This window comes from Nostoc sp. WHI (assembly GCF_015714725.1).
GTDB lineage: Bacteria > Cyanobacteriota > Cyanobacteriia > Cyanobacteriales > Nostocaceae > Nostoc.
The window spans coordinates 1-23,174 of record NZ_WBKM01000033.1; the positions used below are offsets into that span (position 1 = coordinate 1).

Annotated in this window: 33 protein-coding genes; 14 read left to right on the forward strand and 19 right to left on the reverse strand. The window is 39.3% G+C overall.

Annotation, left to right across the window (positions count from 1 at the left end; translation table 11 throughout):
- Positions 1-140: 140 nt before the first annotated feature.
- Both F8S12_RS03190 and F8S12_RS03195 read right to left on the reverse strand, forming a co-directional pair.
- A complete protein-coding gene (locus tag F8S12_RS03190) occupies positions 141-287 on the reverse strand; it encodes a hypothetical protein (protein WP_196514769.1) in 147 nt (48 codons plus the stop codon).
- Between the two features lie 51 nt (positions 288-338).
- Positions 339-554 (reverse strand): hypothetical protein, encoded by a 216-nt coding sequence (locus F8S12_RS03195; RefSeq protein WP_196514770.1) that lies wholly within the window; start codon positions 552-554, stop codon positions 339-341.
- A 53-nt stretch (positions 555-607) separates the two neighbouring features.
- Between F8S12_RS03195 and F8S12_RS03200 the strand changes: the two genes are divergently transcribed.
- Together F8S12_RS03200 and F8S12_RS03205 are read left to right on the forward strand one after the other, a co-directional pair.
- The gene (locus F8S12_RS03200) at positions 608-763 is read left to right on the forward strand and encodes a hypothetical protein (protein WP_196514771.1); all 156 of its coding nucleotides are present in this window, start codon (positions 608-610) and stop codon (positions 761-763) included.
- A 36-nt stretch (positions 764-799) separates the two neighbouring features.
- Entirely contained in the window at positions 800-1,150 is a 351-nt protein-coding gene (locus F8S12_RS03205) for a hypothetical protein (protein ID WP_196514772.1), read from the forward strand.
- Positions 1,151-1,339: 189 nt separating this feature from the next.
- Here F8S12_RS03205 and F8S12_RS03210 read toward each other — a convergent pair whose 3' ends face one another.
- Together F8S12_RS03210 and F8S12_RS03215 are read right to left on the reverse strand one after the other, a co-directional pair.
- Positions 1,340-4,207, reverse strand: a complete 2,868-nt coding sequence (locus F8S12_RS03210) for a hypothetical protein (RefSeq protein ID WP_196514773.1) — start codon at positions 4,205-4,207, stop codon at positions 1,340-1,342.
- A gap of 72 nt (positions 4,208-4,279) precedes the next feature.
- Complete coding sequence (locus F8S12_RS03215; RefSeq protein ID WP_196514774.1) at positions 4,280-4,816, reverse strand: hypothetical protein; 537 nt, start codon at positions 4,814-4,816, stop codon at positions 4,280-4,282.
- A 145-nt stretch (positions 4,817-4,961) separates the two neighbouring features.
- Between F8S12_RS03215 and F8S12_RS03220 the strand changes: the two genes are divergently transcribed.
- Entirely contained in the window at positions 4,962-5,525 is a 564-nt protein-coding gene (locus tag F8S12_RS03220) for a hypothetical protein (protein WP_196514775.1), read from the forward strand.
- A 144-nt stretch (positions 5,526-5,669) separates the two neighbouring features.
- Here the strand turns inward: F8S12_RS03220 and F8S12_RS03225 are convergent, their stop codons facing one another.
- From F8S12_RS03225 to F8S12_RS03250, 6 genes are read right to left on the reverse strand one after another with little or no spacing between them, the layout of a single operon-like run.
- A complete protein-coding gene (locus F8S12_RS03225; protein ID WP_196514776.1) occupies positions 5,670-5,948 on the reverse strand; it encodes a hypothetical protein in 279 nt (92 codons plus the stop codon).
- A 48-nt stretch (positions 5,949-5,996) separates the two neighbouring features.
- Positions 5,997-8,120, reverse strand: coding sequence for a hypothetical protein (locus tag F8S12_RS03230; RefSeq protein WP_196514777.1), 2,124 nt, complete (start codon positions 8,118-8,120; stop codon positions 5,997-5,999).
- Position 8,121: 1 nt separating this feature from the next.
- On the reverse strand, positions 8,122-8,328 hold the full coding sequence (locus F8S12_RS03235; protein ID WP_196514778.1) for a hypothetical protein: 207 nt from the start codon (positions 8,326-8,328) through the stop codon (positions 8,122-8,124).
- Positions 8,325-9,077 carry a hypothetical protein gene (locus F8S12_RS03240; RefSeq protein WP_196514779.1) on the reverse strand — a complete coding sequence of 251 codons (753 nt, stop codon included), beginning with the start codon at positions 9,075-9,077 and terminating at the stop codon, positions 8,325-8,327. Before F8S12_RS03240 ends, F8S12_RS03235 begins: the two co-directional genes overlap by 4 nt.
- Positions 9,078-9,086: 9 nt before the next feature.
- Positions 9,087-9,698: a hypothetical protein gene (locus tag F8S12_RS03245; protein WP_196514780.1), complete on the reverse strand. Its 612-nt coding sequence runs from the start codon at positions 9,696-9,698 to the stop codon at positions 9,087-9,089.
- A 16-nt stretch (positions 9,699-9,714) separates the two neighbouring features.
- Positions 9,715-10,056, reverse strand: a complete 342-nt coding sequence (locus tag F8S12_RS03250; protein WP_196514781.1) for a hypothetical protein — start codon at positions 10,054-10,056, stop codon at positions 9,715-9,717.
- Positions 10,057-10,292: 236 nt separating this feature from the next.
- Here F8S12_RS03250 and F8S12_RS03255 point away from each other — a divergent pair, with 236 nt between their 5' ends.
- From F8S12_RS03255 to F8S12_RS03265, 3 genes are all read left to right on the forward strand, one after another.
- The gene (locus tag F8S12_RS03255) at positions 10,293-10,583 is read left to right on the forward strand and encodes a hypothetical protein (RefSeq protein ID WP_196514782.1); all 291 of its coding nucleotides are present in this window, start codon (positions 10,293-10,295) and stop codon (positions 10,581-10,583) included.
- 273 nt (positions 10,584-10,856) lie between these two features.
- A complete protein-coding gene (locus F8S12_RS03260) occupies positions 10,857-11,888 on the forward strand; it encodes a protelomerase family protein (protein WP_196514783.1) in 1,032 nt (343 codons plus the stop codon).
- Between the two features lie 83 nt (positions 11,889-11,971).
- Positions 11,972-12,886 carry a hypothetical protein gene (locus F8S12_RS03265; RefSeq protein ID WP_196514784.1) on the forward strand — a complete coding sequence of 305 codons (915 nt, stop codon included), beginning with the start codon at positions 11,972-11,974 and terminating at the stop codon, positions 12,884-12,886.
- A gap of 112 nt (positions 12,887-12,998) precedes the next feature.
- On the opposite strand, the gene F8S12_RS03270 is transcribed toward F8S12_RS03265, so the two are convergent.
- Entirely contained in the window at positions 12,999-13,364 is a 366-nt protein-coding gene (locus F8S12_RS03270; protein WP_196514785.1) for a hypothetical protein, read from the reverse strand.
- A gap of 193 nt (positions 13,365-13,557) precedes the next feature.
- Here F8S12_RS03270 and F8S12_RS03275 point away from each other — a divergent pair, with 193 nt between their 5' ends.
- The gene (locus tag F8S12_RS03275) at positions 13,558-13,773 is read left to right on the forward strand and encodes a hypothetical protein (protein WP_196514786.1); all 216 of its coding nucleotides are present in this window, start codon (positions 13,558-13,560) and stop codon (positions 13,771-13,773) included.
- Between the two features lie 105 nt (positions 13,774-13,878).
- Entirely contained in the window at positions 13,879-15,402 is a 1,524-nt protein-coding gene (locus F8S12_RS03280) for a pentapeptide repeat-containing protein (RefSeq protein WP_196514787.1), read from the forward strand.
- 587 nt (positions 15,403-15,989) lie between these two features.
- Here F8S12_RS03280 and F8S12_RS03285 read toward each other — a convergent pair.
- Positions 15,990-16,631 carry a tyrosine-type recombinase/integrase gene (locus F8S12_RS03285; protein ID WP_442946782.1) on the reverse strand — a complete coding sequence of 214 codons (642 nt, stop codon included), beginning with the start codon at positions 16,629-16,631 and terminating at the stop codon, positions 15,990-15,992.
- Between the two features lie 82 nt (positions 16,632-16,713).
- Here F8S12_RS03285 and F8S12_RS03290 point away from each other — a divergent pair, with 82 nt between their 5' ends.
- Positions 16,714-17,337, forward strand: a complete 624-nt coding sequence (locus F8S12_RS03290; RefSeq protein WP_196514788.1) for a Uma2 family endonuclease — start codon at positions 16,714-16,716, stop codon at positions 17,335-17,337.
- A gap of 126 nt (positions 17,338-17,463) precedes the next feature.
- Here F8S12_RS03290 and F8S12_RS03295 read toward each other — a convergent pair whose 3' ends face one another.
- The 3 genes from F8S12_RS03295 to F8S12_RS40200 all read right to left on the reverse strand — a co-directional run bounded on the left by F8S12_RS03295 (position 17,464) and on the right by F8S12_RS40200 (position 19,164).
- Positions 17,464-17,721, reverse strand: a complete 258-nt coding sequence (locus tag F8S12_RS03295; RefSeq protein ID WP_196514789.1) for a hypothetical protein — start codon at positions 17,719-17,721, stop codon at positions 17,464-17,466.
- A complete protein-coding gene (locus F8S12_RS03300) occupies positions 17,718-18,398 on the reverse strand; it encodes an AAA family ATPase (RefSeq protein WP_196514790.1) in 681 nt (226 codons plus the stop codon). Before F8S12_RS03300 ends, F8S12_RS03295 begins: the two co-directional genes overlap by 4 nt.
- 286 nt (positions 18,399-18,684) lie before the next feature.
- The gene (locus F8S12_RS40200; protein ID WP_230967755.1) at positions 18,685-19,164 is read right to left on the reverse strand and encodes a hypothetical protein; all 480 of its coding nucleotides are present in this window, start codon (positions 19,162-19,164) and stop codon (positions 18,685-18,687) included.
- Positions 19,165-19,233: 69 nt separating this feature from the next.
- On the opposite strand from F8S12_RS40200, the gene F8S12_RS03310 reads away from it, so the two are divergent.
- Positions 19,234-19,458 carry a hypothetical protein gene (locus F8S12_RS03310; protein WP_230967756.1) on the forward strand — a complete coding sequence of 75 codons (225 nt, stop codon included), beginning with the start codon at positions 19,234-19,236 and terminating at the stop codon, positions 19,456-19,458.
- Between the two features lie 326 nt (positions 19,459-19,784).
- Here F8S12_RS03310 and F8S12_RS03315 read toward each other — a convergent pair whose 3' ends face one another.
- Both F8S12_RS03315 and F8S12_RS03320 read right to left on the reverse strand, forming a co-directional pair.
- Positions 19,785-20,096, reverse strand: a complete 312-nt coding sequence (locus F8S12_RS03315) for a hypothetical protein (protein WP_196514792.1) — start codon at positions 20,094-20,096, stop codon at positions 19,785-19,787.
- A 3-nt stretch (positions 20,097-20,099) separates the two neighbouring features.
- Positions 20,100-20,426, reverse strand: coding sequence for a PadR family transcriptional regulator (locus F8S12_RS03320; protein ID WP_196514793.1), 327 nt, complete (start codon positions 20,424-20,426; stop codon positions 20,100-20,102).
- A gap of 328 nt (positions 20,427-20,754) precedes the next feature.
- Between F8S12_RS03320 and F8S12_RS03325 the strand changes: the two genes are divergently transcribed.
- Together F8S12_RS03325 and F8S12_RS03330 are read left to right on the forward strand one after the other, a co-directional pair.
- Positions 20,755-21,153: a hypothetical protein gene (locus F8S12_RS03325; protein ID WP_196514794.1), complete on the forward strand. Its 399-nt coding sequence runs from the start codon at positions 20,755-20,757 to the stop codon at positions 21,151-21,153.
- 239 nt (positions 21,154-21,392) lie between these two features.
- Positions 21,393-21,668, forward strand: a complete 276-nt coding sequence (locus F8S12_RS03330; protein WP_196514795.1) for a hypothetical protein — start codon at positions 21,393-21,395, stop codon at positions 21,666-21,668.
- 189 nt (positions 21,669-21,857) lie between these two features.
- On the opposite strand, the gene F8S12_RS03335 is transcribed toward F8S12_RS03330, so the two are convergent.
- Entirely contained in the window at positions 21,858-22,208 is a 351-nt protein-coding gene (locus F8S12_RS03335; RefSeq protein ID WP_196514772.1) for a hypothetical protein, read from the reverse strand.
- 36 nt (positions 22,209-22,244) lie between these two features.
- Positions 22,245-22,400, reverse strand: coding sequence for a hypothetical protein (locus F8S12_RS03340; protein ID WP_196514771.1), 156 nt, complete (start codon positions 22,398-22,400; stop codon positions 22,245-22,247).
- 53 nt (positions 22,401-22,453) lie between these two features.
- Between F8S12_RS03340 and F8S12_RS03345 the strand changes: the two genes are divergently transcribed.
- Positions 22,454-22,669 carry a hypothetical protein gene (locus F8S12_RS03345; RefSeq protein WP_196514770.1) on the forward strand — a complete coding sequence of 72 codons (216 nt, stop codon included), beginning with the start codon at positions 22,454-22,456 and terminating at the stop codon, positions 22,667-22,669.
- A 51-nt stretch (positions 22,670-22,720) separates the two neighbouring features.
- A complete protein-coding gene (locus tag F8S12_RS03350) occupies positions 22,721-22,867 on the forward strand; it encodes a hypothetical protein (RefSeq protein WP_196514769.1) in 147 nt (48 codons plus the stop codon).
- Positions 22,868-23,174 lie beyond the last annotated feature (307 nt).

Below are 23,174 nucleotides of genomic sequence, written 5' to 3' on the forward strand. Positions count from 1 at the left end.
GATATGTCTGCGTTCATCGGCTCTCGTATAGGTATTAACTGCTCTTGTACATGGATGTGTCTGCGTTCATTAGCTCTCGTATAGGTATCAACTGCTCTTGTACACGGATATGTCTGCGTTCATCGGCTCTCGTATAGGTATCAACTGCTCTTGTACCCGATATGTCTGCGTTCATCGGCTCTCGTATAGGTATCAACTGCTCTTGTATAAGCATCAACTACTTTTATACAGTTATCAGAGTACTTGTATAGTAGTGTTTGCGATCGCTGCAAGGTGGCATTCGGCATTGGGTTTTCTGGTTATGCCTTGCTGATATTTTTCGGCATAACCTTACTTGGTTAAGAGGGTTTGTCTACTGATGGTTTCACTAACTCACCAGCGACAATACGCCGTACCACCTCATCAACCCGCTCGGAAATATTGCCACCTTGCGCTAACCATTCCTTTGTTTGTGGTAGGACTGTTATCGTAATTCTGACTTTGCCTTTGCGTCGTGCGATCGCTCCCAACTCCAAATTTTTCAACGATGCGGGGTTAATTTTTCGTTCTGTCATTTTTCCGATTGTGTGCATAATTGGATGTAAGCATCTCTAGCTTAAGTCCAATCGTGTGCATAATCGGATATTGGGAAAATATTAAATCCTGGGGTGCGATCGCGCTAAAACTGTGGCGAGGTTTTTGGGCTTGGCAGTGGCGAGGTTTTTGGCCGTGGCAGTGGCGAGGTTTTTGGGCGTGGTCACAAACCGGGAGTATGCGGAGGTGACTTTGGGGTAATGTGGCCTGCTGAGAAGTTTGCGGCGTGGGGCGAGGGTTTTTACCACAGGGTAATACAATCGCACCTTTGCGGGGTTATCGCTTGCTGTGGGTGATTTTAGAAGTGTTTGGTGAGTTTTTGGTGATAGGGCTGTGGTTGCGTTATCTCGTGCGGCTGACTATTTTGCCATTTATTCTGTTTGAGGTGGCGTGGTGTGACGTATATATAGACGCACAGTGTTCGGTCGGCGGCGCGGCCATACCCCCTTACAGACCGCCGATTTTTTTTTTGGCTTTTTGCAAGGGTTTCAGCGATTTGAAAGTGCGCGGCTCCCCTCAAAAAATGCCTAAATCGTGTGGAGCCGCGCAAAATCGCTATGTCTTTTTTTTTACTTGATAATTAAATTCTCAGTATTTATATGTAAAAATTGGACTTTCTCATCTGCATCCTGCGATCGCACTCAACCTCCTAAAACAAAACCCCGTGCTACGCGAGGTAATACGGGGTGCGAAATTGGTGTTGTAGGGGATTGGCTGATTGATTGGGTGTTGTGGGGTTAAGGTGGGTTTTAGCGCGGTGTGGGAGTTAGTTAGATTTGGCATTCATCTGACGTTTCAATGCTTTGAATTCTTCTAAACTTCCTACATTTTCCAATTGCCGAACCCTTTCTACTAAATCAGGTCGTTCCCACTGTTTCAGTTGGTCGTAAAGTTGCATTATTAATTTGTGATGTTCGGAGTTGATGAATTTACAGCCTAGTGGCGTTATTGTGTAGAAATTCTTTTTGTTTGATATTTGGTCGTGTGGCGTTAGTTTTTTTCGCATTTCAGCATCAAATTCTCGCCACTCGTTTAATCCCAACAACCTTTTAGTATTTATTTCATGTATGCCAGCTACATTATTTCTGACATCATCGAAAATTAGAGCAGCTATGCCATCACCGTCTTTTTGCGATAACCCTCTTACTTTGTACACAGGATTATCTTTATTACGCGGTAGCAGTTCGTTGTAGAGTTCGTAGTCAGACTTGTTTCTTATAGTGCATTGTGTATAAATATTTTTCACTTCAAAACTATATTGGTCGTACTTAAAAATATCCAGTTCGGCAAATTCAGTTTTTAGGTGTTCCCAGGCTTTTATGTGGATATCTTTTTTAATATCGAACATTTCTTGAGTTTTGGGAATTATCCGGTCGTACAAAGGTTTTATTTGAATAACTTCGTGACGGTCTTTATGAAAAATCGCGTATCCAAGTTTTGCAAAAATATCTAATGATTTTCGCAGATAGAACGCAACTGTATTAACGTCAAATACGCCACCGTCTGTAATCGACATTAGGCTATAAAGTCCTTTAGCCATAGTCCACGCCAACGCTCTGCACCGAGCGGTGATATTATTTCCCACAATATAATTACTAATTCCCGTGCCTTCACCAGAGAAATAAGTACTTGCGATACAGCCATAAGTGGTATTTATAATTAATTTAAGAAATTCTTGAATCGAATTTCTATATAAAAAGTCTGTTTTTGAGTACTCAACACCGTCCACTACTTCTAAATTTGGTACATCTTCCAATTCTGCTTTTTTATTCTTTTTGCCGTAAAGAGTATTATATTTTTTGATGATACTTTTATGATTACCGCGATTTTCAATTAAAACGCCTATCATCTCTTCGAGTTCTATTCGCACCCACTTGGTAGACCACTTAATTCCACAAGTGTGTAGCTCTTTAACAGACCTCATCTCTAACATTTCTGGAATTACTTGGGGTATTTCATCATCTTTGTCATAGTAAGCAAATGCTTCAATCATTGCATTTTCGCGTATCCAAGCCAATTCTTGATTAGAAGTGCATTTCAAAAGAACTTGGTAAAAATCATGTGTGAATGCAGCCATGTGCAGTTCACGAGTTCCTAAATACATGGTTGCATCGTATTGCTGATTTGCATCACTGTGATTTTCTGAAAAATGCTGTTGATACCAATCCCACGCTAGAAATACTTTAGGTATTTTTGATAAAAATAAATCTTGATCAAAGGGTGCATCCTTCCAAGAAATCCGAGCTAGCCACAATCCAGGTATTAACCGTTTACTATATTCTTTTTCCCAATCTTTAAAATTAATCGCATTAAACATTATTGATGGATTACCTACAGGAAATATTTGATTTTTTAATCCGTTTCCATAGGCTCCATCGATGTCAATATCACAAAGCACACCGTCTAGAAAGTCCACTGTAGAACGTTCTTTGACGCAACGCCCACCGTCTGTCATTGCTAAATAAAGTAATGCTTTATTCCCAACGAAGTGTGATAAATTCTTTAGACATTCAGGACTAGCTAGACGGGTATACCAGTACAAAGGCTTCATGTCTATGGGATCTCTTGAATTGGTGCGTACTGGCAACATTATATTTTCTCTACCACCAATAAAACAACTTGTCATTGACGCGGTTATTTTCCCGGTAGACATTCCCCAATTCTCGCAATCGCCTTCTACACCTATAGTTTCAGCAATTTCATTATATTTACCGATAGTACGTTTGTATACTTCTATGAGTTGATTTACATCCCCCCGTGTATATTGCAAATATTTTTTAGTGTGATTCATCAAAAAATTGTAAGCATCCCCGTCTTTTTCCCAATTCCACAAATCTTTTGAATTATCCTCTAAACCAACATTCTGCAAATATACTTTTAGTGGTTTGTTACCCTGCATTGCTGAAATATCAAGTATTTCTAGACTCAGCGAGTGCCACTTCATCCCCTTTGTAGTTGGTAAATAAATCTCGTAGGGTAGTGAGATAGGTTTGTTAAATTTAGTTGTGATGCGTCGTATTCTCTCCAAACAACTCAGACAGTAGTATAGAAAATCGGCATCTTTCGCAAATAAAAACTGCAAGTCCTTAAAGCTGAAAAACATAAATATTTTCAGCGTTTTAACATGATGTCTTTTTTCACCTGATTGTTCACGCCACTGAATACCATAAACGTCTTTTAGAAAATCGAGCATTACGAACGGTGATTTAAATGCTCGTAGGGATTGTAGTTCGTTCAATACTTTGAGCTTACGACGCAAGTCTTGAGAGGCATAAGGATTTTTGTTGATTATGCATTCAGGATGTAGATATTCTCGCGTGTTACCTGCGCTGTAAATTGATGATGTAAACGGCTGTGTAGGGCTGTTAGTGACGGGTATGTATTCGGCATCTGTAGCTATCCAGTCCCAATCGCGTGGTAATTTTAGTAGTTTATCTTTAGTTTCCTGTTTATCACGCTGTTTTTCAACGACTTTAGCAGGTGTAGCAACTGCCTTAATTAATTGGTCTACTTCGGTTGCGGCTATGCTAACATTGCAGTGAGCGCGTAACATCTCGATTGATATTGTTGCACCGCCAAACTCATCATCGTCGTCAATGTCGTCTTTTAATTCAAAATTTTGATTTTCTGACATAATAAACAAATTTGTGTTTTTGTTTTTACGGTTGCGTAGTTCGTATCGCAACCGTTTTTATTGTGAGATTTGTTAATTTACGCTGATATCTCCACCAGCTTCTATGTCTACTGTCAGTTGGTCGCCTGATAGACCGTCTACAGCTTCATACGCTCTTTTTTGATTACCTTGTTTATCAAGTATTTGTTCTAGAGTTAGCACGTCTAGCTCGTAAAATACTTTGTCTGGTTTCTGAAACAGACTACCTTTGAAAAGAAGTCCGCGCTGACTATCGAGAAAGTCATAGATATCATTTAAGTTTTCATCGACTTTATATCCGAACTCATCGGTTTCATCGACTATCACCGTTTCGATTTTGTGGACGTATCCCATTGTTTTCAGCAGTTTTCCTAAAAGATTAGACTCGCTATAACTGTAGGATGCGTTTATACCAATGTTTTTGGGGTTTTGGTGGGTGACATCAAGACACGAGAACACAATTCTGAGGTATGGATTGTCATATTTGTTGACGGAGTGCTTATAACCTCCGAATGTCAACTGTGATTTACCGTCTTTGTTACTCGTGAGAGGTATGAAGGAACGCTTTAACTCTTGCTCTGACTGAATCATGACTTTTGTGTTTTTTGTTTTTACTCAGTAGTCCCAACCAATATAACGCAACTTCCACTACTTTTTAAGTATTTTTTAAAAAAGACTTAAAGAATAATACAATTGAGAATGTACGATATATTTAGAGATCGTGGTAAAAAAATAGATGGCGCGTGTAGACCAATTAGTAAAACAAAAGCGAAAAGAACTATTTAGCGTTGAAGAGACAAAAAATCTCTCTAATTTTTCTCGTTCACAATTACTCAGTTGGGAGAATGCAGGAATAGTAGTACCTATACGCCGTCCTTCAATTTTTTACAATTGGAATCAAGTAATTTTTCTAAGAATTTTACATGACTTAAGAAAAGATTGGAGTTTTAAACAAATAGAAAAAGGTTTGAAAAATTCGCCTGTTACTCTTGAAGAAATTGTTAGAGATATTCATAAAAATTTTATTATAGGTTTTGGTGATAATAAAGGTGAGTTAGGTTTTGCATTTTCTTTTGAAAATCCGAGTAATGATTTCGATTCACATTCTATGCACAAGATTTTAAACAATGCTGAGGGTTTTGACGCTATCTTTCAAGCTCTTTTACAGACAAATACTATAAATACTGCCAGACTCACGTTTAATATGATTACTGTTATAAAAGTGTTTGAAATTATAGAAAAACTGAAAATCACTGCAAGAGAAAAAAAAATAGAAAACTTTGAACTAAAAGTAGGTTAAACTCACCTGACCTACAATGCTTCCACACCAGAATTCAGATAAGCGATCGCAACTTCGTTTAATTCAAATCCAGTCATGCATACGAACCGACCTAAGAATTAATTATTAACGTCCATTTATACATATAACTGGATTGCTGTTTTACTAGCAACTTTGTATTATTTTTACTAATTCCTGTTTCACCACTTCCATCATTTCATCCTCAGTATTCATAAACGCTGTACGCCGTTGAGCATCCAGGGAAACTGAATAACCTGCCTTAAGCTTACGAACCTTCACACAAGGTCGTATCCACAAACCTAATACATTAATTTTCTCTTGTGAGCTAATGAAACAAGTCTCACCAGATTTATAAACTATTCCAAAAGGAGAGCTATATTCGGGTGTAAACTCTCCAACAATTAGAGTGATACTTTTTGTCATAATCTAAAATCCCTCAAAGCCTTGCTAGTACTGACTAAAAGCCAACTCTTAATTCACAGAAAAGACATGATTACAATCCTTACATTTGCGTCGTTTAAACCCGTCTTTAGAGCCATTGGAGATGTGATTGTGTGACTCGCAACTAGGACATTTTACGGCACTCTCTACCATGTCGTAGGTGTAAGTTCCGAAGCTAGGGAGTTCTATAAAATAGGGTTTTCCATCTCCGATAACCAGTGCAAATCTGTATGCTTGTGGATTGGTGAAGTCTAAACCCAACTCTAGATTTTTGGTAGCACAAAATTCTGTGAGCTTTTCAGCTTGTAGTTTCAGTCTGTCTACTTCATCCTTCGGAAGTTGGTTTGTATTGGCGATCGCATCAAAAGCATTACTACCGATATGAACACTAACTGCGCTATTCCAATCGCTTCTATCCATACCTGGGTAGTGGCGAACATTCGCGTTCTGACCGATAAAAACAGCACCTAGATTTTGGTGTGAGAGTTGCTTGATAATTGTGGAGATTTGTTTACCTATTTCAGGTTGATTTTTCTTTTCAACCGTGGCTATTGTAGAGTCTATCTCATCAAAAACAGTGAGTTTGAACTGACTGTGATCGTTAGTTTTTTGGTTTACCGTAGCTGCTAATGATTCGATACCGATAAGTGAGTCTTCATGAGAAATTCCCATAATGGGAATTGTCCAATGATTTTTTACTGAGTCGTGCTGTGGATTGTACAATTCTGCCGTACCGCCACGGGCTAGTAGAATACATACAGCCAAGTTTTCACCCGTAGGTGACTTACCACTTTCAGAGCCACCTGTAACCCGAACTCGTGACCATCTTTTGACGATGGTCTGAAATTTATCAGCAGTTTTCCAGATTTTGTTCACATCGGCTTCAATGATAGGTTTAACTGGTTTTTTGGCAAGATGTAACCATGCAACCATGCAACCCTCATCCGCATCCCAGCTAAATTTAATTGGCGATAAAGTGTGGGTCAATTGTTGCAAGCGTACACCTTCAGGTTCTAACTCACTGGCCACAATGATTCTAGGATTACGGTCAATGTGAAAACTGAGACTAGCTTGCCAGTGATCATAATCGCTTTTAGCGCGGTCTAGAATGATGCCCATACACTCAAAATAAGTAATGATGATATTCCCTATTCGTAAGTCTTGACGGGTAGGTGATGACCATGTGTAGGGTCGATTTAATGATTCTATTTTTTCAGCTAACTCTAGATTGCGATTGACTAAAAGCTTCCCATTTTCAAGTACTTCGTTAAACTCGCTAGAATATCTTTCGGTAGTAGAAGTATTTGCTGTAACCCATTCCTCTGCAATGCTTTGAATGACAGACTCTTTCTCAAGCAAATGTTCTCTAGCACGTTCTGAAATTTGAGCAATATTATCTTGATATTCTGAGAATTTTACAGAATCTTCCGCTAACCCGTTTAGATATTTAATTATTGTTGAGAGTGCCTTAACTTTGATATCGCTACACCTGCTAATAATGCGTTGCTGTATCCTTAGTCCCTCATCAATTAGGGATTGTAGATTTTGTACTCCCTTATAGGCTTCTAACTCAGCTACAGCCCATGATTTGACTTTATCTATCTCACTTTCTAAATTCTCAAAAAAGTCTGTTAAATCAGGATAATTGTTGGTATACCCTGATATCATGCCGCCTAGTTTAGTCAGTTCAGTTTTATAAGTTTCGCTTACAATCTGATGAGCCGCACCAGCACTGAAATTAGATATCTCACGGATTTTAGATTGGGATGACGACTTCTCTAGTTTCAGTTCATGCTCTAAATCAGACAAACGACTTTTGAGAGAATTATTACTTGTTTGATGACGTTGCATATCCTCTCTAACAAGCTCTAATTCCTTATCTAGCTTGATTTTTAGAGTATTGTATTCTCTAATAGTTTTATTCTTTTCATCTTCAGAGTTGCGTCGTTGGCGGTCTAGTAGGTCTACAGTTTTCTGAAGATTTTCAATCTGTTTTTTGTTTTCCTGACTATCCCAGTGGGAAAACATAAAACCACCTATCCCTACACCAGTGGCGATGGTACCGAGGAATTTTACATTTTCATTAGGGCTAACAGCGACCATAACGGCTGCTGATAACCCCAATACAAGAGAGATTGGGGTAAGTTGACTCATTTTATTCCCAAGACTCCTCATGCACTGTTATCTGAATACGTTTCTTAGTATCTGTGGTGTAAGTCTGTTCGATGTATTTCTCACTTTCAGCTAAAGTATCTTTAGTTGTATGCCAGTCTATAGGGTCTTCTTGTGATTTAGGAATGTGAATTTTACCCTCAGCTTTCTCTATTTGAGTGTCGATCCATCGTGTTATTGGGTTACTCATACAGGTACTCTCCCTTTGAGATATGTTTGAATTATTTTCTGTGTTTCAGCTTGCAGTCGTTGAATTTCAGAGTTTTTCTTTTGCTCTTTTGCTTCAAAAAACAGTCTCATCAACTCAGTTTCATTTTGATAAGCTTTGGTTGTGACTCGCGCTTGAATTAGCTTCTCATCGGCTTGTAGAAGTTTCTCTTGACTCGTGGCGAGATTGACATTGCTAATGTCAAAATTGACAATTTCTTGCTGAGTTTTAATGCCTTCAGTAGCACCACGAATAACACTCTGTTCCGCCTTATGATACTGCTGTCTGGTTTGACCAACTTCTTGAATGTATTTAAATCCAGCCTGTAGAAGCTCTTGCGCTCTACTAGCACCTGCATAAGTCGCTAGTCCACTTGTAAGCTGTTCATCCGTGGCTTGCAGTTCAATTTGTGGGTTTAATAAATCACTGGGAATCATCCCACTAAAGTCTTGAACAGGAAATGCTAATCCGCCATAAACATCTGATTTGTGAGTCAATGATGACGACTGAAAACCGTTCTGATATCCATTAGGTTTAATTGTTTGTGCAATATCCCCTAAAGTCTTACCAGCTTGCGCGGTCGTCTCTACAACTTTTGCAGCAACTTGAGAGACGTTGCCTAGCGATGCTATCGCGTCATCCGCAATACGTTTAGCCCGTGCGCCAACTGAGTTTTCATCCTGCTGTTTAACTCTTTTTGACCCCGTTAGACCACCTTTTCTTGCTACCATACGACCTACCTAAATTTGTTCAAGTTTTGAAATAAGGAACTCACTCTTAAACTGATCAGTTTTCAAAATAGCCAACATTTCACTCATCAGATCAGATGATTTTTCAGTGTTAGTTTTTTCTGCTGCTAGCTGATTTTGCTGTTCCTCAAACTGCTTACGCGCTTCATTCCGAGTATCTAATTTTTGATAAATATCATTGACTACCAACGTGCGAGTCGTATCTGCATACGTTGTTTGATAGTTTTGAAAATCCCTGATAGCTGCTATTTGTGCTTTTTCTTCAATAATCGAAGTTTGTACAGTGGCTTGCAAAGCTTCTACATCAGTAGCAGCCAACTTGCTAGAATGTGCTTGCAGATGTTCTACTAAATTACCAGTAGGTAATGTGGTCTGTAGTTGGGATGCTTCTGACTCGCTAGCAGGTAGCTGTAATCGCTCTTTAGATTCTGGTAATTGTGGTTGTGACTTATCAACACCGAATGTTTGATCAAGTAAAGAGGTATGAGAATCCTTTAGTTCACTTGTCAAAGTCCAATTAGTTTTAGTAAAAGAATTCTGTAATACCTCAATAATTTCAGTAGCGGGAACTGAAGTTTTTCTAGAATAGTTACGTACTTGCATTATTTGTCTTCTCCTATTAATCGTTTTCAACAGAGGAATATTTACGAGTAAGGATTGAAATTACTCTTTCTTTAGAAAATTGCCTAGTCAAGTCATGAATTTCTCTTAAATATTCAAGGTGTGATGATTCAAAACGACGACGATTGAGAAAACCGGAATCATCTAAATAAACCTGCAAGTCAACAATATACTGCGCTCCAAAAACTAAATAACGGCTTAAGGTTCTAGTTGAAATTCCAATCTCATCAGCCACCTCTTGACGTGAATATTGCTTTTCATAAAGAGAAAGCATCTCTTGAGTTATTAAAATTTCAGTCGGTTGGCTGTCAATTAACTGCGCGGTCTGTGTTTTGTTCATGTCTCTTAAATATTTTTAGGTTTGAGACTGTTTCGAGTCAGACTTGAACTTAGATTGAGTCAGGCTAGAGTTAAAATTAACAACTGGTTACGTTTGACTCAAGTCCGTCTGCAACCTCTATTATAACATAGCAGTGTTATATCCATATAACAAAGATGATATAGAGAGCTTGACAGGTGATGTATATTACCAGTGTTAAACAGGTGTATTATGGAATTAATAAAAAATAAAGAAAAATGGCTAAATTAAACATAGGCTCAATCGACTTATCAGATTTTGATAAAGATTGGTTTTTAGTAGTTTCTAGACTAATGGAACGCTCGGTTAGGGCTAATTTAGCTTCTGTGACCTCTTTTTATATTCGGCGTAATATTGGCGCTTTTCGTGAGTTACTCGCCTACACTGCTAAAAAACATGGCATTACTGAAGAGGAATGCTTTCAAATACTTCTCTCACCAAAAGGAGAATTGCCACCTGCTGTAGATGGTTTTGAAGACCCACAGCCAGATATAAATGAAGATGAATAATCTCTAAAAACCTTTCTCTAAAAAGATTAGAGGGATTTTTTACTGTTTTAGGTTGGTGCTAGGTGGGTGAATTCTAAATTAGGTGGGCGCGTCTACCCTGTTAATTCTAAAACCCTTGCTACGTCGTGGGTGGGTGGCTGTGGTGGGTGATTTTACCCCTATAAGCCCAAAAATATTATGACTATACAGAACGATTTGTATTGACATTATTATCATTCCTTGGTTACTATCTGATTAAATAGATACTACTGAACTAATCAAGGAATAGTTAAGATGTCCAGGGAACTGAAAACTGCCGACCAATTAAAAAATACTTATATTGATGAACGTGTATCCTGGCTATTGCCACAGTTTGAAGCACTCGCACCCTACAAATTAACCCAACGCAAAAAAGGTGCGAATAATTTACTGGGATGGGAGAGACTAGCAGCAATTGAAGCTAAAAATTTAAAAACCGCCTATCCTGACGACCGTCCAGAGGATGAAAAAATATACTCAACTGCAACAAATCAAATTAGCGATTTAAAAAAAGCACTTCATCTTGCTGCTAAAACTGATTTAAAAGACCATGCACATTATCATCCAGTACTAACTATTACTAATCACTTTGGGGATGCACTCAGTTACCAATTTTCAAACTATAAAGAACGTCAAAACACACTTTACAAACAAGTTGTAGAAGAGCGTGTAAAGCCGACAAATAGAGTCGAAATAGACCTTACCAACTCTCTCAAGTATGCTTATAACATTCTGACTGATATCAAAAAAGGTGAAGATGCTAATTGGCTGGATGTAAGTTGTGCGATTGCACTTGCAACAGGCCGCCGTATGGGTGAAGTGCATCTGTCAGCTACATTTGAAAAAGTTGATACTCATACAGTTAATTTCAGAGGTCAACTCAAGGGTAAAACCCGCAAAGTGAAACAGGGTGATAAAGCAGTACTTCTTAGGAATGCTACCTTTACAATTCCTACGCTATTACCTGCTGAAAACATCTGTTATGCCTTGCAGTGGCTTGCTGACAAAGGTAAACGATTCCCACAAACTGAAGACCCCGAACGGGTCAACAGACGGTTTAGTAAAACCTTGAACGAAGCTTGCAAAAAATGGGAGATATTTCCAACCGATGAACGCACTTATCATAAGTTCCGTGCTGCATATCTGAGAGCCGCGATCGTAAATGCCAACGTTGACCCATACGACTTTACAGACTTTGCTAGGCAGGTGTTAGGGGATGACGATGAAGCTACTATCAACACCTACAAGCGTTATGAAATCAAGCCAAAAACCCTTACTCGCATTTAAACACATATCTGTACAAAAGCTCTTGACAATGCACTAACAAGAGCGTTAGTATAGTGATGACAGATTTAGAGAGATTTTTGTATATGTCCAACTGGGATGATGTAGCGCAAGAATTAATTGAAAAATTAAGTAAAACCAAAAAAGAAGGAACTGTTAAAAAACTTGCAGATGGAGTTATTCAGAAAATTAGAACTTCTTACGCCAATGTGAACAGTCGTAAAAATCCTTTAGCAACGATACGTAAAGCAGTTTTAGCAGCTTATCCCGATACTGATACTCAAGAACATTCCTTACAATATTTCACTGATAAAGGTAAAGATAATATAGAGCGATATCAACATCTAGCATTGAAATATTTAACGTTTTCTACTGAAGAATGGGATGCTGTAGGCGACGATGCAAGAAAGGAATGGAAGGCGCAACAAGCTGAAAAAACAGAAGTACTACAACCAATTGAAACTGTAAAAACAGCCAAAAAACAAATCACTCTTGACGATATGAATATTTCACAAATACAACTGGATGCTGAAACTGAGGAGCTTGTAAAAAATACAATCGAACAGTCTGGTATTTCACTTGCTGATTTTGTGCGCCGCGCTTGTCAGGTGTATGCAAAAACCTTAGATGGTAAAGCAAAGCAATCTACTGAAGATTTATCAGCAGTCTCAACAAAAGATTTAAAAAGCGATAGTTATAAAACTCATCCAGGTAGAGCCGATGAACTGGCAAGACGGGCTATATATGCTTTGGAAACCCACAATAATACTTGTACTGAGAAAGCCCAAAAATGGCATATTAACCAGACGGCGATACAATCTCTCACGGGTAGTAAACCAGCTACTATCAAGGCAATTTTAGAGAATTATCAAACCAGACTTGACGACCATAACGCCAAACATGATTTAAATCCCTACGACAATCGCAAAGGTGGCGGTCGTAAAATTGATTTAGAGATTGACTTAGTAGTGCTTGTACCAGACGGGCTTGATGTCATTTAGCAATGTTCATTATTCCCGAAATGGGAATAATAAAAGGTTTTGTAAACTCTCAAAAGCCTTAGAACCTTGCGCTGGCAAGAGTTTAAGGCAGGTTTATACTGTTTGGTGAAATTTAAGAGCAGATAGATGCAAAACGTGATGTCATTTTAAAATTGTCGATGTCTATTTTGTCTGCCGTTATGGTGGCTCTTAAGAAGTAATCATCAAAATGAGTTAATAACATTTCAAGAAAACGACCATGATACACACCGTATATAAGTTTTGTCATCACGATATTTTCTTCACCAATCAACCCAAACTGCAATCCTGTAATCGAAATGTTTGGATGCAACCAAGCTTTATTCTTCCATTGCTCAGGAGTGTGTGTAAAATCCTTTTCTTTATCAAATTTCCACGTTTTTATTTCATTATTATTAATTCCTTCGTAAATTGCCTTTAACAGAATTTTAGGTTTAGTCGTGTAAATAAGTATTGCCATAGATATTCTTTCCTTTACTTTAATACAAGATTTTTGCCCATTAACTATAAAATTTTTATAAATGCAAAATAACAGTGATAATACGTAAAAATACTATTAAAACGGAATAAGTGCTTGATTTAGCAAAAATATAGTGAACTATATTTCACACCAATAGGCTAGTGATTGAGTGTTATAAGAGGTAGGGTGGAGAGTGATTTCTAAGGCAATGATTTTAAATGATAATCCTGGGATGCGATCGCCCAAAAAGGTTATATTTTTTGAGATGTCTTTTCACTCGTGTAATACGCAAAAAACACTTGCTGTACAACTGTTTAAGCCCAATGTCGTCAAATTAGTATTTCCCGACATTTCTCCCAACTGGAGACAGCATCACCAGTGTGGACGCTATCCACAACAACTGCTATAGTCCAACCAAACCTGCTGCTTAGATTTAATGAGGCTAATTGAAAATGACATCTCCATAGTTATGCCCTTAGAAGATTTTAAGGGTCGAACATAAGGAGAACCCGAATTGGTAAATAAAGAGCATTATGCTCGGCTGAGGGAAGGTGTACAAGGTTGGAATGAATGGAGACAAAAAAATCCAGGTGAAATTCCTGACCTCAGCGATGTAGACCTCAGCGATGTAGACCTCACCGGGGCTGACCTCAGCGCGGCTAAACTCAGCCATACTAAGCTCAATGGGGCTAACCTCAGCGCGGCTAACCTCAGCGCGGCTGACCTCAGCGTGGCTGACCTCATCGAATCAAATCTCAGCGTGACTGACCTCAGCGCGGCTAAACTCAACGTGGCAAAACTCACTGGGGCTAATCTTATGGGGGCTAACCTTATCGGGACTAGCCTCATCGGGACTGACTTCAGATCGGCTAACCTCATGGGGGCTAACCTCTGCGATGCTACCCTCATCGGGACTAACTTCAGAGCGGCTAACCTTATCTGGGCTAACCTTATGGGGGCTAATCTTATGGGGGTAGACCTCATGGGGGCAAACCTCAGCGATGCTAACCTGAGTGGGGCAAACCTCAGTGAGACTAAATTCAGCAATGCTAACCTCAGCAGACTTGACCTCAGCGGACTTGACCTCAGTGGGGCAAACCTCAGTGGGGCCAACCTCAGTGGGACAAACCTCAGTAGGACAAACCTCAGTGGAGCAAACTTGAGTAGAACGCAAGCATTCGGAACAGATTTTACAAGTGCAAAGTTTACAGGTGCTTGTTTAGAAGACTGGAGTATCAACGCTGCTACCAAGCTGAATGACATTGATTGCCTATATATTTATAGGAAAAGTGACAAACAAGAGCGCTGTCCACATAGTGGAGAGTTTGCACCAGGGGAGTTTACCAAGCGATTCCAGAAAGCTTTAGAAACACTTGACTTAATTTTTCGCAATGGGGTTGACTGGGAAGCCTTTGCTTACTCGTTTAGAAAAATCCAAATTGAAAACGAAAGCTCTGAGCTAACCATCCGAAGTATTGAAGTTATAGATGATATAGTTCTTGTTAAAGTTAATATCTTGAAGCAGGCAGATAAAACACAGTTTCATAGTGATTTTTTTCAAGGCTATAAATTTGCAAAGAAAGAATTTGAGCCGCAATATCAAGCTAGACTTGATGAGAAAGATAAAGAAATTAACCGACTTTTTTTATTATTTAATCAAGCAAACGATAAACTCGCAGAAGTCCCTAAACTTATGGCAGAACAATCAAAAGTACAGCAAAATTTTCATGCCTCAGTCTACGGAGTCGCTGGAAATGTTGAAGGCGATTTTAACAACTATCCGCCAGAGCAGAAACAAAATCTGGTTGAGGCAGCAGCAGACATTCAAAAAATTCTCAATCAACTAGCTCAAACTAATCCAACAACAGACGTAGTTACAGAAGCTATTCATCAAGAAATTAAACGCAATCCCACACTAAAAGCAAGATTGATATCTGCGCTAGAAGCAGGAGTACTGGAAGGATTAAAGACATTTGTTAACCATCCACTTTTCAATATTCCGGCTGAAACAATAAAAGGATTCCTAGAAGCCGAATAGGTGATGCTTTGTAGTAGGGTTTGAAATCAGACTTGTTTTTTGCAAAATGCGCGGCTAGGTAGGTGTGCAAAATAACAATCCGTAAAAAATGGCTGAATTGCCCTATATGCAACAACTTGAGAGCCAAAGCATTACTAAATCATCCGCGCACTTTATGTAGACTGCCTTTCAGCAATTTACATCTAGTCAAATGACTAACCGCCGTGTTATGATTTTTGCATTCGCGCTTTTGAACCTTGAAAACCAAATACAGCAAAGCTTTCAGATGCAGTCATTGCAATTAACCAAAATCCCTATTAGGGATTGAAACTGAAGTTCCTACAAGCTTCGACATTTTAGGACGCATTGCAATTAACCAAAATCCCTATTAGGGATTGAAACTCATCGGCTACGGCCTGCTTACTGGCTGATTTAAATTGCAATTAACCTAAATCCCTATTAGGGATTGAAACTTCCGCCTAGCACCCAATATCTATAAAGCTGAGGATCTAGAATTGCAATTAACCTAAATCCCTATTAGGGATTGAAACTTTGGGCGGTGTGTGACAAAAACTGACTTTTGTAATTGCAATTAACCTAAATCCCTATTAGGGATAATATGCGTCAATTTCAAGCTTTTGGTTAGTGTCTAGCTCTACACCATTAATAACCACAGGTGACAACATAGCCAAACTAGCCGCCGCCCCCAATACCTGCTCATCGCTCACTTCTAAATATCTCTGTAACTGCTCCAAATTCCGATGCCCTGATATCTCCTGAATAACTCTCAATGGAATACCAGCATTACTCATCTGGGTTAGTCCCGTCCTTCTAAAGCTATGGGTACTCGCGCCGATTATCCCAGCTTGTTTGCAAGCTCCTCTCAAAATCCTAGCGGCTGAGTCTTCGCTGATATGTCCATCACTGCGACCGGGGAACAAATAAATCTCTCCGGCCAGTGGGTAGTATTCAGTGAGCAACCGCCGCAGGTCTTCGATCACTGGGATTGATCGGGTTGCAAGTTTACCCTTGGTGTTTGATTTTCTGATAATCAACCGGGGTCTGACGTTTCCCTTGGGTGTGTAGATGTCTTGGGTGAACAGGGTACAGCATTCTCGAATTCTACAGGCACTAAATAAACATACGCCAAATATTATGCGATCGCGGTCGTTCTGAAAACCCTGGTTGAAAATTAGTTGTATCTCTTGTAGAGTAAGTACTTTGGCGCGTCCATGCCGATTTACTTTCACCTTTCACCGCTACACCCCGTTAACTCTCAATTTTCAGGTTACAGCAGTGTGAAGTGTTTATATCTATAATCAGGATGAAATAATGATTCAATCACTACAAAAACTATTTACATTTGATGAATATTTAGAGTTTTTAGAAACACAACCGGAAAACATTCGTTATGAATTACACGATGGAGATATTATTCAAATGCCGCCACCATCAGGGAAACACGAGCAAATAGTAGCATTTTTAACAATGATGTTAGGGTATGAGTGTCTTCGTCTTAAACTTTATTACGGTATACCAAAAACCGCCACAGTGAAGCCAGAAAATAAAATGTCAGGGTACTATCCTGATGTTTTATTAATGAATTTCTCTAACTTGGGTAATGAACCATTATGGGAGAAACAATCTATCCTTAGTAAACCAAATTCAATTCCATTAGTGATTGAAGTGGTCAGTACTAACTGGAGAGATGATTATCATAAAAAGTTTGCTGACTATGAAGAAATGGGTATTCAAGAATATTGGATTGTGGATTATGCTGCTTTGGGTAGCAAGGAATTGATAGGCGACCCCAAACAGCCAACAATCACAATTTACTTTTTAAGTGATGAGGGTGAATATCGCGGTAAACAGTTTAGAGGAGACGACCGTATAGAGTCGCCAACATTTCCAGATTTAAATCTAACTGTTGAACAAATTTTTTCAGTGCGTTATTGATCAATTAGACCGCAAGGGACTATTAGAGTCGTCTTAAAAAACGGGGTAATAATCAAAGTTATTCAACCCTAACCATCCACACATCCACAGCGATCGCCAAGTTGCTAAAAATGCAGATTGCTATAACTACAGCTTTCCTTCCCGCTCCAATTTTTCTTGTGCAGCATTTAACAGCCATGCCCGACGGCTTGTCTTAGTAAGCTTCCGAGCATCATCAATGAGCTTGCATAACTCAGGTGGGATAGCCATTTGGAAGCGGACTTCCTTGGGGCTATCCTCCTGATTATCCGCTTTTGGTGGTGGACTACCAGCATTAATTACGCGTTCAATATCTATCTGCTTTGGTTCTGAGGTGTTACTGCGACTCGGTTTTCTAATTGTCATTTTGTACCTGTTTTATATCTTTTTGGTACTATCTTAGTACTAAAACAGTACTGATAAAGTGCTTCTAATTCCAACACAGCTTTTTGGTCGCGTGGTTTTATCTCAGTCACAGCTAAACCCTGCGTGTGAGCATTGGGGAAGGATTTTCTATCTCCAAATCGTGGTGGAATTAGTTCAACACCTGGAGTTTCTTCAATAATTTGCATTGCTTCCTCGTTATCCCGCCCGGATGCATCAGCACGATTAAGGAACGCCCAAGCTTTTAGCTCTGGATTTACTGTTCGCACATCTTCTAAAAGTAGTGCAACTTTATCCAGAGTCCAAATATCAGGCCCTCTTGGGGGAATGGGTAAAATAATGAGATTAGCGATCGTTAAAGCAGCCCTTTGAGTAGTAGTATCTCTTCCCCCCACATCAATAATTACATCTTGATAACGGGGAGCTAACTTTAAAACTTCGTCTCTAGCCGCCCTACCGCGAAGTTGAATGCAAGTAAGTTTTTTGCTAGCCATTGGGTAATTCTCGCTGCGAGTAGAAGCCCAAAGAGTAGTTGTCTCTTGGTCATCCCCATCGATTAGCAACACCTCATAGCTATCAGCTATCCTCCGAACTGCTAAATTAGCAGCAGTTACGCTTTTCCCCGATCCGCCTTTGATACCACCAACAACGACAATCATAGTACTGACTTTATTTATATCTAGAACTGGATTGGTACTAATTTAGTACCAAATAAGCTAGGTTAGTGTGAAAAAATTCTTAACAAGCATAAAAAGTAGGATGTTTTCACAGCAAATATAAAATCCCTATTAGGGATTGAAACTTCAAGAATGAAGCCAATTGGCTCCGCTTCATTGATTGCAATTAACCAAAATCCCTATTAGGACACTATTTAACACTCAAGCAAAATTGTTTCACAGAGGAAAAGGCGATCGTGTTCAAACTAGATCGCCTAACTCAGGTTTCTTATTTCAATCCAGACTGTTCTTTACTTTTGAGCTTGTTATGCTCAAAGATTACAGTGATTTCAGATCCATCAGGATTTTTCCAAACAAAAGTAGCCATTGTTGCAGTGCTGTTAACCTCAGTACCTTGATACAAGATTGACCGCACATCCGTTAATGACATTCCTATTTTCAACTGTTCATACTCTCCACGACCAAAGGGGCGAAGTTGAACTTGGGCAGATTGTTCTAGCCGCTGAGGATGAAAAGCAGTTTGAAAACCATAGACTAAAAAACTAAGTATTACTCCTGCTGGAATAACAATATTTAGCTTTACGTTTACCAGTAATCGAGCAAGAGTATTATTAGATTGTCCAGGGTTAGTTTTAACCATTGTAACTTCCTTATTTAATAAGTTTTGTGATGCTGGTCTGGTAGTTTCTGAGGCCGTCAGACTAGCTTTAACTGTCATACCTCTTGGTAATGGGCATATAGTAGGCATTTGTGATTTCAGCAAATTCACTAACCTCCTTTTTCTTGCTGATAGTGTCACCCGGTGTATAAACTTACTTTGTCAACCTTGCCAAGTTTGTTATTCCCACTCACAGAAAAGTTAGTGGAGTTTTGGGTAAGAGCATCAAATCGCCTCATAAATAGAGTTCCTAGACGACTTTTGTCAGGATTAAAGTCACAGGCATCAGTAAGCTGTACTGGTATTGCAGCAAAAATTAGGCTATCCAGTATTGCAGCAAAAAGTAGGCTATCCAGTATTGAACAGCGATCGCCTTTGTATTAAGAAAAATAATTTCCTGTGAAAACAAGAAATTATAAGTATCTATTTAAAAAGCTTTAATGTTTAAGTATCATCACTTTTTAAATTTCGGCGAATTTCAAAGTGATGAACGGCGAAAAGTGATTATTTGTTTTACTAATGTAAAAACGAAATATCCAAAGAAAAGGAGTAATCGCCAGATTGTAATATAATTAGCTAACCATTCAATCCCATATTTACGACGACAATCTGGGATTAAATTTTCACGATGATCTTCTACAATGTCATGAAAATAAAAAGAAATATTATTCCAAGTTTTTGGTGTAGTAATTTCTATGAAACTTGCGAATTTATTGAACAACAAATCCAATAAATTGGAACCGAAAGTTAATTCTGATGATTCTAACTGTTTGTCTTGAATATAAGCCTTCATACTTATATAACTTTTTTTTATCTTTAGCATATAAAACACCATTATCTAAAAAAACTTCAGGTTTCAATGTTTTGTTTATTGCGTCGCTTGGTAGAAATACATGCTCTACGTACTTTTGAAAATCATCGGATTCTAATTTTTGCTTAAACTTTTCTAAAGAAGAGACGTTAATATCTGTAATGTTTATAAATGGTATTGACTCATCTAAATTATCATTTATGTCAGACATTTATTAAACTCCCTGTAATCCATAATTACCAACTGCTGTATATGCAGATTCCCAATCACTGAGAACTTGAGAACCAGTGCCTGTGATTTTAAAATACTTGCGGCGAGCGTTTGTTCCTTTCTGAAGAGTGTCATTACTTTCTTCACCTGCAATAAAACCTTTAGCCTGAAGAAGCTCTAGCTTTGGATACAAGGTTGAAAAATTAAATGCACGACCAAAAGTTTTCTCAATCGCTTTACGAATTTCTAAACCATAAAGCTTTCGTCCTGATTGTAATGACTTTAAAATCAATATCTCAGCTTGAGATAAATCGTTAAATTTAGTATCCATGCTGAATTAATGCTTGTTACTTTAAATATCATATATCCAATATTGGATATTGACAAGAGGGGACTTAGAAAACTTCCCAGAGTTGCATCAACAGCACCTTGAGCAAAGGCGTAACCAACCTTAAACCTCAACAACCACCCCGCCTAGTGCGATCGCAGTGGGGAATTGTGGTTTTATCCGTACAAAATGGTTAGTTTGTATCAGGTTTGGAGTATTTATCTAAGTAAAAGTTTGTGACACCCGTAACGCTTACAGGGTAAAGTTTTCAGCCGTTTGAATGTGAAAAAACGGATTTGTCATTTTCTGACACTTTTAGGATTTGTCAGATTTGACCTATATTAGTGGGGGTGTTACGAGAAAGCGGCAAAGCAACAAACGACCCCACGCCCCACGCCACCACAACCCCGTCAAACGCTTCAAAAATAGCCTACAGCCCTGGAGAGAGGGTGGGAACTCGAAACCTAAACGAGTCCCGTTAACGGGATTAATAGTCATCATCATCAATGGTCTCAAGATCCGCAGCGAGAATGTCAGAGCAATTCTCGCAAAGACCAGGGATGTCTCCAAATTGGAAACTTTCCACACCGCCCCAGAATTGACCACAATAGCAACAATAACCGTGTTTAGGGGAGTGTTCGGCACAGAAATATTCATCGGGTGTGTCCGACGAATTATCCGCGACAAAGCACTCATTTCCGGCTTTGTCGCAGTCTGGGTGTTGGCATAAGTGAGTGATCGCTGCGTCTGTCATATTGTTAAAAGAGGGTCATCGAGAGAATAAAGAAAAAATCCTAGAAGCTCATACAGGTAAGACTTTTAGGGTCATCGAAAGAAATATTATCCCATTGCCAAAGTAAACTTAAATCCGGTTTCGATATTTGGCAGTGGGACGGTTTAGCTGCTTTAATTTTCGATGATGTCAGAAATAATGTAGCTGGCATACATGAAATAAATACTAAAAGGTTGTTGGGATTAAACGAGTGGCGAGAATTTGATGCTGAAATGCGAAAAAAACTAACGCCACACGACCAAATATCAAACAAAAAGAATTTCTACACAATAACGCCACTAGGCTGTAAATTCATCAACTCCGAACATCACAAATTAATAATGCAACTTTACGACCAACTGAAACAGTGGGAACGACCTGATTTAGTAGAAAGGGTTCGGCAATTGGAAAATGTAGGAAGTTTAGAAGAATTCAAAGCATTGAAACGTCAGATGAATGCCAAATCTAACTAACTCCCACACCGCGCTAAAACCCACCTTAACCCCACAACACCCAATCAATCAGCCAATCCCCTACAACACCAATTTCGCACCCCGTATTACCTCGCGTAGCACGGGGTTTTGTTTTAGGAGGTTGAGTGCGATCGCAGGATGCAGATGAGAAAGTCCAATTTTTACATATAAATACTGAGAATTTAATTATCAAGTAAAAAAAAAGACATAGCGATTTTGCGCGGCTCCACACGATTTAGGCATTTTTTGAGGGGAGCCGCGCACTTTCAAATCGCTGAAACCCTTGCAAAAAGCCAAAAAAAAAATCGGCGGTCTGTAAGGGGGTATGGCCGCGCCGCCGACCGAACACTGTGCGTCTATATATACGTCACACCACGCCACCTCAAACAGAATAAATGGCAAAATAGTCAGCCGCACGAGATAACGCAACCACAGCCCTATCACCAAAAACTCACCAAACACTTCTAAAATCACCCACAGCAAGCGATAACCCCGCAAAGGTGCGATTGTATTACCCTGTGGTAAAAACCCTCGCCCCACGCCGCAAACTTCTCAGCAGGCCACATTACCCCAAAGTCACCTCCGCATACTCCCGGTTTGTGACCACGCCCAAAAACCTCGCCACTGCCACGGCCAAAAACCTCGCCACTGCCAAGCCCAAAAACCTCGCCACAGTTTTAGCGCGATCGCACCCCAGGATTTAATATTTTCCCAATATCCGATTATGCACACGATTGGACTTAAGCTAGAGATGCTTACATCCAATTATGCACACAATCGGAAAAATGACAGAACGAAAAATTAACCCCGCATCGTTGAAAAATTTGGAGTTGGGAGCGATCGCACGACGCAAAGGCAAAGTCAGAATTACGATAACAGTCCTACCACAAACAAAGGAATGGTTAGCGCAAGGTGGCAATATTTCCGAGCGGGTTGATGAGGTGGTACGGCGTATTGTCGCTGGTGAGTTAGTGAAACCATCAGTAGACAAACCCTCTTAACCAAGTAAGGTTATGCCGAAAAATATCAGCAAGGCATAACCAGAAAACCCAATGCCGAATGCCACCTTGCAGCGATCGCAAACACTACTATACAAGTACTCTGATAACTGTATAAAAGTAGTTGATGCTTATACAAGAGCAGTTGATACCTATACGAGAGCCGATGAACGCAGACATATCGGGTACAAGAGCAGTTGATACCTATACGAGAGCCGATGAACGCAGACATATCCGTGTACAAGAGCAGTTGATACCTATACGAGAGCTAATGAACGCAGACACATCCATGTACAAGAGCAGTTAATACCTATACGAGAGCCGATGAACGCAGACATATCGGTATACAAAAGGTCATGTACGCAGACATGAGGATATGTACAGTCCTTACTCCCATTCCTTGCTCTCTAGAGAGCAAGGAATGGGAGTAAGGACTGTACATATCCTCATGTCTGCGTACATGACCTTTTGTATACCGATATGTCTGCGTTCATCGGCTCTCGTATAG